Consider the following 1,524-nt stretch of genomic DNA (forward strand, 5'->3'; position numbering starts at 1 on the left):
GGGTGACGTTGTCGCCCGCCGTCGGGGCGATCGTCTGAGCGGGCCGCGAGGACGCCCGTCTCCACCGCCCGACAGGCCTTTCTAACGGACCCGCGTTGGTGGAGGTATGTCAGACGACGAGCCGAAGCAAGGGTCCGCCGAGGACCAGGGCCCCGTGACGATCACGCCGGAGCTGGCGGACCGACTCGCCGAGAAGCGCGAGGAGCTGTTCGAGGAGTTCGAGATCCGCGACGAGTTCCCGAGCGAGGTGCTCCGGGAGGCTGAGGCGCGGACCGAAGACGTGTACGAGGAGATCGAAGACGAGATCGACGAGCGCGAGGACCTCCGCGACCTCACGACGTGGACCACCGACCCGGTCGACGCGCAGGACTTCGACGACGCCATCTCCATCGAGCGCGAGGAGGACGCCTACCGGCTGTGGGTCCACATCGCCGACGTGACCCACTACGTCACCCCCGACACCGCGATGTGGGAGGAGGCGGTCGAGCGCGCCAACACCGTCTACCTGCCCGACTACACGATCCACATGCTGCCGCCGGTGCTGGCGGAGACCGTCTGTTCGCTCGTCCCCAACGAGGACCGGCTCGCGCACACAGTCGAGATGGAGATCGATTCGGAGACGCTTTCGTTCGAGGACATCGACATCTACAAGTCCGTTATCAACTCCGACGAGCGGCTCACCTACTCGGAGTGCGAGAACCGCCTCGAAGACCCCGATCTCCCCCTCAGCGAGGAGAACCAGCTCGCCTTCGAGCTCGCCGACCGCATGCACGAACAGCGCAAGGCGGACGGCTCGCTCGTCTTGAATCCGCGGCGCGACCGCGCGCACACCATCATCGAGGAGTCGATGCTGAAGGCGAACAAGGCGGTGACGCACACCCTGATGTGGGACCGCGGCGTCGAGGCGATGTACCGCGTCCACCCGCAGCCGACCCCCGACCAGTGGAACGAGGCGCTCAAGGAGATCCAAGAGCTGAACGGCGTCTCTATCCCCGGCGACGCGTGGGGCGACGACCCGCGGAAAGCGGTCAACGCCGCCCTAGAGGAGTCGCCCGAGCGCCAGCTCAACAAGATCCAGCGCGCCGTGCTGAAGGTGATGCCTCGCGCGAAGTACATGAACGACCCGTTCGGCGGCCACCACGCGCTCAACTTCGACATCTACGGCCACTTCACCTCGCCCATCCGCCGCCTATCGGACACGATCAACCACTGGATCGTCCACGAGAACGACGTGCCGGAGAACCTCGTCGAACTGTGCGACCACGCCAGCGACAAGCAGAAAGACGGCGAGACAGCAGAGCGACTCTACAAGCAGTTCCTCCAAGAGCAGGGGCTCGATCCCCACGCCGTCAACAACCGCGGCGTCGAGGTCGTCGAGGACCCCGAGGAAGCAAAACACACCGCCTGAGCGGGAGATATAGGGGTCTCCGGACGCAACAAACGGTATGGACGCCCACGAGCACGGCGACGCGGACCGAGGCGAAACGGAGCCGTTCGAGCCGACCGGCGAGCCGGAGCGCGACG

Annotated in this window: 1 protein-coding gene; it reads left to right on the plus strand. The window is 66.1% G+C overall.

Features of this window, described 5'->3' with window-relative positions; genetic code table 11:
• Positions 1 to 106: 106 nt before the first annotated feature.
• On the plus strand, positions 107 to 1,408 hold the full coding sequence (locus tag BN903_RS14390) for a ribonuclease catalytic domain-containing protein (RefSeq protein ID WP_048078386.1): 1,302 nt from the start codon (positions 107 to 109) through the stop codon (positions 1,406 to 1,408).
• Positions 1,409 to 1,524: the final 116 nt, after the last annotated feature.

The sequence above is a fragment of the Halorubrum sp. AJ67 genome (assembly GCF_000513435.1).